7 protein-coding genes are annotated in these 6,322 nt (G+C 70.7%); 4 read left to right on the top strand and 3 right to left on the bottom strand.

Annotated elements, in window-relative coordinates; all coding sequences use genetic code 11:
• From ATM97_RS00165 to ATM97_RS00150, 4 genes are all read left to right on the top strand, one after another.
• The coding region (locus tag ATM97_RS00165) for an AMP-binding protein (protein WP_218715852.1) at positions 1 to 765 on the top strand (765 nt) is incomplete at its 5' end.
• 138 nt (positions 766 to 903) lie between these two features.
• Entirely contained in the window at positions 904 to 2,169 is a 1,266-nt protein-coding gene (gene nhaA, locus ATM97_RS00160; RefSeq protein ID WP_218715851.1) for a Na+/H+ antiporter NhaA, read from the top strand.
• A 31-nt stretch (positions 2,170 to 2,200) separates the two neighbouring features.
• Positions 2,201 to 2,689 carry a phage holin family protein gene (locus tag ATM97_RS00155; protein ID WP_218715850.1) on the top strand — a complete coding sequence of 163 codons (489 nt, stop codon included), beginning with the start codon at positions 2,201 to 2,203 and terminating at the stop codon, positions 2,687 to 2,689.
• Positions 2,690 to 2,744: 55 nt separating this feature from the next.
• Positions 2,745 to 3,731, top strand: a complete 987-nt coding sequence (locus ATM97_RS00150) for an alpha/beta fold hydrolase (protein WP_218715849.1) — start codon at positions 2,745 to 2,747, stop codon at positions 3,729 to 3,731.
• Between the two features lie 44 nt (positions 3,732 to 3,775).
• Here ATM97_RS00150 and ATM97_RS00145 read toward each other — a convergent pair whose 3' ends face one another.
• The 3 genes from ATM97_RS00145 to ATM97_RS00135 form a co-directional block, all read right to left on the bottom strand.
• Complete coding sequence (locus tag ATM97_RS00145) at positions 3,776 to 4,969, bottom strand: MarP family serine protease (protein WP_218715848.1); 1,194 nt, start codon at positions 4,967 to 4,969, stop codon at positions 3,776 to 3,778.
• 76 nt (positions 4,970 to 5,045) lie between these two features.
• Positions 5,046 to 5,774, bottom strand: coding sequence for a CoA pyrophosphatase (locus tag ATM97_RS00140; RefSeq protein ID WP_255586492.1), 729 nt, complete (start codon positions 5,772 to 5,774; stop codon positions 5,046 to 5,048).
• Between the two features lie 14 nt (positions 5,775 to 5,788).
• Positions 5,789 to 6,322, bottom strand: a 534-nt coding sequence (locus ATM97_RS00135) for a TlpA disulfide reductase family protein (protein ID WP_218715846.1), incomplete at its 5' end; no start/stop codon positions are given.

Genomic DNA, 6,322 nt, shown 5'->3' with positions numbered 1-6,322 from the left:
TACCGAGACGTCCTCGGCGCCAACAAGACCCCGATCGTCGACACCTGGTGGCAAACCGAAACCGGCGCCATCATGATCTCGCCACTGCCCGGCGTCACCGCGGCCAAGCCCGGCGCGGCCATGCGCGCACTGCCCGGCATCTCGGCGACGGTCGTCGACGAGGAGGGCAAGCCGGTGCAGCTCGGCGAGACCGAGGCCAACGGCTACCTGGTGCTGGACAAGCCGTGGCCGTCGATGCTGCGCGGCATCTGGGGCGACATGGAGCGGTACAAGGCCACCTACTGGGAGCGCTACGCCGAGCAGGGCTGGTACTTCGCCGGTGACGGCGCCAAGCTCGACGCCGACGGCGACCTGTGGGTGCTCGGCCGGGTCGACGACGTCATGAACGTCTCCGGGCACCGCATCTCCACCGCCGAGGTCGAGTCCGCGCTCGTCGGGCACCCGGCTGTGGCCGAGGCCGCCGTCGTCGGCGCCAGCGACGCGACCACCGGGCAGGGCATCGTCGCCTTCGTCATCCTCACCGGCGACGCGGCGGGCCGCGCCGGTGACGGCCTGGTCGACGAGCTGAAGGCCGAGGTGTCCAAGGAGATCAGCCCGATCGCCAAGCCGCGCGAGATCCACATCGTGCCCGAGCTGCCCAAGACCCGCAGCGGCAAGATCATGCGCCGACTGCTGCGCGATGTGGCCGAGGGCCGCGAACTCGGCGACACCTCGACCCTGGTCGACCCCGGCGTCTTCGAGGCGATTCGCGCCGGCGGCAACTGAGGCGGGACGCGCCGCGAAGGCGCAGGATACGGCCGGTGACCTCCGATGTCACCGGCCGTATCCGTTAGAATCTCGTTCAGGTGTGCCGGGAAGACTGGTCGGCATGCGGTCGTGAATCTCCAGGCGCCGCCGGATGGGATGAGCGCCCGCAGCGCCGTCCACCCCGCCGAAAGGCCCACCGTGATCACCCGTGTTCGCTCCGAGCTCACCCGCTATCTACGCACCGAAACCGTCGGTGGCGCGCTGCTGCTCGTCGCCGCCGCCATCGCCCTGATCTGGGTGAACTCGCCCTGGGGCGCGAGCTATCAGACGATGGTCGACACCCGGCTCAGCATCTCCGCCCTGCACCTGGACCTCACCCTGGCCGACTGGACCAAGGACGGGCTGCTCGCGATCTTCTTCTTCGTCGCCGGGCTGGAGCTCAAACGCGAGTTCGTCGTCGGCGAGCTGGCCGATCCGAAGCGGGCCGCGCTGCCGATCATCGCCGCCGTCGGCGGTGTCATCACCCCGGCGCTGATCGCGATCACCATCGGCCACGGTGTGCCCGGCATGGACAACGGCTGGGCGATCCCGGTCGCCACCGACATCGCCTTCGCGCTCGCGGTCCTCGCCATGACCGGCTCACGCATCCCCGCCAGCGCCCGGGTGTTCCTGCTGAGCCTGGCCGTGGTCGACGATCTGCTCGCGATCATCCTCATCGCGGTGCTGTTCACCGCGTCGCTGTCGATGCTGTGGCTCGGTGTCGCGCTGGCCTGCTGCGCCGCCTGGGCGCTGGCGCAGCGGCAGCGGCTGCACACGCCGCTGTTCTATCTTCCCGTCGCGCTGGTCTGCTGGTACGCGCTGCACGAGGCGGGCATCCACCCGACGCTGGCCGGCGTCGCGCTCGGACTGCTCACCAGAGTGCGCAAGGACCCGGGCGAGAAGATCGCGCCCGCCACCCATCTCGAGCATGTCGTGCAGCCGATCTCGGCGGGATTCTGCGTGCCGCTGTTCGCGTTGTTCGCCTCCGGCGTGCCGCTGGACGCGGCGGTGTTCGGCTCGCTGTTCACCGACCGGTTGTCGCTGGCGATCATCCTCGGACTGCTGCTCGGCAAGACGATCGGCATCTTCGGGATCAGCTGGCTCGCGATCCGTTTCGGCGTGGCGAAACGACCGGCGGGGCTGGAGTATCGCGACATGTTCGCCCTGTCGGTACTCGGCGCGATCGGGTTCACCGTTAGCCTGCTGGTGGCGGAACTCGCGCTGGCCGATGTCGGTGACGACGCCATCGATCTGGCGAAGGCCGCCGTCCTGGTGACCTCCATGGCAGCATCGCTGCTCGGATCGGCGCTACTGTTGCGCCGAGGACGTGTGCACCAGGCGCGCCGCGACGCGGACGAGCTACAACCGGACAGTGAGGCCTAGTAGTGCCAGGACAGGGAGAAGGGTCGACGAAGTGAGTTACACCCAAGGCGGAAATGACGGTCGCACGGTCACTTCCATCCCGTTGACCGACGCCAACCCGCCCGGATCGGCGAGTATCGGCAGCCTCGTCCGCGATGCGACCGAGCAGATGTCCACCCTGGTCCGCGCCGAGGTCGCGCTGGCCAAGGCCGAAGTCACCGCCGAGGTCCGCAAGGGACTCACCGGCAGCGTGTTTTTCATCCTCGCGTTGACCGTGCTGCTGTTCAGCTCGTTCTTCTTTTTCTTCTTCCTCGCCGAACTGCTGGACGTGTGGCTGTACCGCTGGGCCGCGTTCCTGATCGTGTTCGTGCTGATGGTGGCGGCCACCGCGCTGCTCGCCCTGCTCGGCTGGCTGAAGGTCCGCAAACTGCGGGCGCCGGAGAAGACGATCAATTCGCTCAAGCAGACCGCCGAGGTCCTGCCCGCGGCACTCACCCACAGTGAGCACGCTCCCGCGCTGGAGAAGTCGACCCGTCGATGACGCGCCGGGCGGGCCCGGTCGCGACGGCCGGACCCGCCTACTAGGCTCGATCGGCGTGTCGTCCAACTCATTCCCGGATCCGTCCAGCGTCCGTTACGACGGACCGTGGACCCACCGGGACGTGCACGCCAACGGGATCCGTTTCCACGTCGTCGAGGCCGACGGAACGGACCGTGCCGATGCCCCGCTGGTGCTGCTGCTGCACGGCTTCGCCGACTTCTGGTGGTCGTGGCGGCACCAGCTGACCGGGCTCACCCAGCACGGGTACCGGACCGTCGCCGTCGACCTGCGCGGGTACGGCGACACCGACAAGCCACCACGCGGCTATGACGGCTGGACCCTCGCCGGTGACATCGCCGGCCTGATCCGGGCGCTCGGCCACACCGAGGCCACGCTCGTCGGGCACGCCGAGGGCGGCCTGGTCTGCTGGGCCACCGCCGTGCTGCATCCCCGGCTGGTCCGCACGATCGCGCTGGTGAGCTCGCCGCACCCGGCGGCGTTGAAGAGCGCGGTACTGCGCGATCGGGCCCAGCGCGCCACCTGGCTGCCGGACTTCCTGCGCTACCAGCTGCCGCGCTACCCGGAACACCTGCTCACCCGCCGCGACGGCGCCGAGGTCGAGCGGCTGCTGCGTGAGCGTGTCGGCGAAACCTGGTCACGGACGGCAGAATTCGCCGAGACCGCGGCCCGGATGCGCACCGCCATCCGGATTCCCGGCGCCGCGCACAGCGCGCTGGAGTACCAGCGGTGGGCCTTCCGCAGCCAGTGGCGCCCCGACGGCAAGCGGTTCATGGCCACCATGCGCACGCCGATCGGCATTCCGGTGCTCGGGCTGCGCGGCGAACACGATCCGTATCTGCTGCCCACCACGTTCCACCGGGGGGCGCGCCTGTCGCCGGATCGGACGCTGGTGTCGATTCCCCGGGCCGGGCACTACGCGCACCAGGAGAACCCCGGCAAGGTCAACGAGGTACTGACCACCCGCTGGCGCGAACAGAACGGCGTCAACGGGTCGCCCAAGGACGGCTTGGTCTCCCCCTGAACGAGTTCGTCCCGGGCGGCTGGTGCCACCCGGGACGATTCGTCTCAGCTCAGGACGCAGGCCCCGGTGGGAACCGGAGCGCCGCTGGTCTGCGCGGCCGCCAGTTCCGGGGCGATCTCGTGCAGGGTCAGCACGTAGCCGGTGTCGTCGTCGGTGACGGCGGCACCGAAGACCACGCCGAGCACCTGGCCCTCGGTGTCGACCAGCGGTCCGCCCGAGTTACCGGCCCGGACCTGGCCGCGCACCGTGTACACCTCGCGCTCGACGGTGCCGTCCCGGTGGATCGTCGGGCCGGTGAGGTCGAGGGTCTCGCGAACACGAGCGGCGCTGGCCGTGTACGGGCCGCCGCCCGGGTAGCCGAGCACGATCGCGCTCTCCCCCGAGCTCGCCGCCTGCGGCGCCTGCGGCACGACCGGCGCGGTCAGTCCGGGCACGTCGAGGACCGCGATGTCCTTGGACGGGTCGAACAGCACCACGCTGGCCTCCATCGGCCCACGCGCGGTATCGACCGACACGCTGGTGGTGCCCGCGACGACGTGCGCGTTGGTCATCACCCGTTCCGGCGCGACGACGAAGCCGGAGCCCTCCAGCGCCCGCTGGCAGCTGGGCGCGACACCGCGAATGCGCAGCACGCTCTGCTGTAGCGAGGCCGCGACCGGGCTGGCGAGCACGCTCGCGTCCGGCGGTTCGACCGCGGCGATCGGTGCCCGGCCGAACGGTCCGATGACGTCCGGCAGCCCGGAGGTGTTCAGCAGCCGCGAGAATTCGTTGGGCAGCTTGCGCAACCAGCTCGGCGCGACCTCGTTGACGTCGGCGAGCACCCGCGATCCGTTGATCGCGGCGGCGACGCCGGGTTGCGAGGCCGTGGCCAGCGGCAGGGCCAGCAACCAGGCCGCGACCAGCACGGTCGCCGCCTGTAGCACCGCGCCGATGACGCTGTCCACGCTGCGCGCCACGGGGTGACGCATGCTGCTGCGCGCCGCGCGGCCGAGCACCATGCCCGCGACCTCGCCGACGATCACCAGCAGCACGATCAGCAGGATGCCGCCGAGGACCCGGCTGCGCCCCTCGCTGAGGTGTTTGAGGATGTGCGGCGCGATCAGAATGCCGGCGACCGCGCCCAGCGCGACGCCGAAGAAGGCCAGCGCCGACGCCACCGCGCCCTGCCGCCAGCCGGTCGACGCCGCCACCAGTGCGATCAGCACGACCGCGATATCGAGCCATACCGAGGCGCTCATACTTCCGCCTCACTGGCGCTCGGCTCCAGCATGACCGCCGTGGCGGCTGCCCCGCTAGGCCGCTCGCTGCGCTCGCTCACAGGGTCATTCCGACCGCAGCCAGCGAGCTCTCCAAGTCACGCACGTCGCCCCGATCCCAGTCTCGTTCCCACCCAGCCGTTTTGATGATTCCGGCGAGGATACCGCCGGTGAGCCCCCAGACCAGCATGCCGTCGACCTGGAAAGCGGGACTCTGGTAGCCGAGACTGCCACGCACCATGAATCTGTGTGCCGGATCGAGCAATTCGGTCAGCGGAATACGGACGACACGCTCGGTTTCCGCCGGATCGACGACGCCGACCGCGCTGGGTGCTCGCCAGTAGCCGAGGACCGGAGTCACGTCGAATTTCGACGGCGGAACGAACAATTTCGGCAGCATGGCGAAGGGCTGCACGCCCGCGGGGTCCAGGCCGGTCTCCTCGGCGGCCTCGCGCAGCGCGGTGCCGACCGGGCCGTCGTCGCCGGGGTCCTCGGCGCCGCCGGGGAAGGCGATCTGACCGCGGTGCTGGCGCATGGTCGACGCGCGCTGGGTGAGCAGCACGTCGGCATCGGCGGGCAAGCCGCCCGGCGCGGCGGGATCGGCGTCGGGCGAACCGCCGAAGAGGACGAGCACGGCGGCCTGACGCGGCTTGCCGGTGATCGACATGGCCCGGCGCAGGGCGCGGGAGACGGCGAGGGTGTCGTCGGCGTCGGGGCCGCCGTGCCGGATCGCGGCGGTCAGCCAGGACGGAAGACCGGACTCGTCCAGCCGTAGTACACCGTTCATCACAACGTCCTTCGTCATACCGCGATCCGAACGCCGAGCTCCTCGGCCACCGTGTCGGCGATGTCGGCGACATCGGCGAACGTGCGGACCTCGACACTGGCAATCGTGCCGTCCGCGCGCACGAGCACCGACACCGGGAGTACCGCGGGCGCGCCGACGGCGGTGCGCACGCTCGCCCGCGGGTCCTCGACACCGGGCAGCGTGACGCCCAATCCGTCGAGTCGCGACAGCGCCTTCACCTCGTCGGGGTCGCTGTGCACGGTCAGCACGGTGAGCTGCGAGCCCGCGCGCTGCGCGAATTCCTGCAGGTGGGGCAGCTCGACGGCGCACGGACCGCACCAGTAGGCCCACAGATTGAGCAGCGCGGGCTTGCCGCCGAGCGCGGCGGCGAGGTCGACGGGCGCGCCGTCGGCGAGACAGTGCAGGGAGATCCCGGCCAGCGGACCCGATCCGGGCGCCTGCGCCTGCGCCGGACACGGGGCCAGGCCCGCCGCCGCCCGCTGCTCGGCCGACGCCGTCGCTGGCTGCTCGACCTGCGACGCCGACGG

Source organism: Nocardia sp. MH4 (genome assembly GCF_019266065.1).
Taxonomy (GTDB): Bacteria; Actinomycetota; Actinomycetes; order Mycobacteriales; family Mycobacteriaceae; genus Nocardia; species Nocardia canadensis.
The sequence above is the reverse complement of the archived record's forward strand: the minus strand, read 5'-3'. Positions and strand labels throughout refer to the sequence as shown.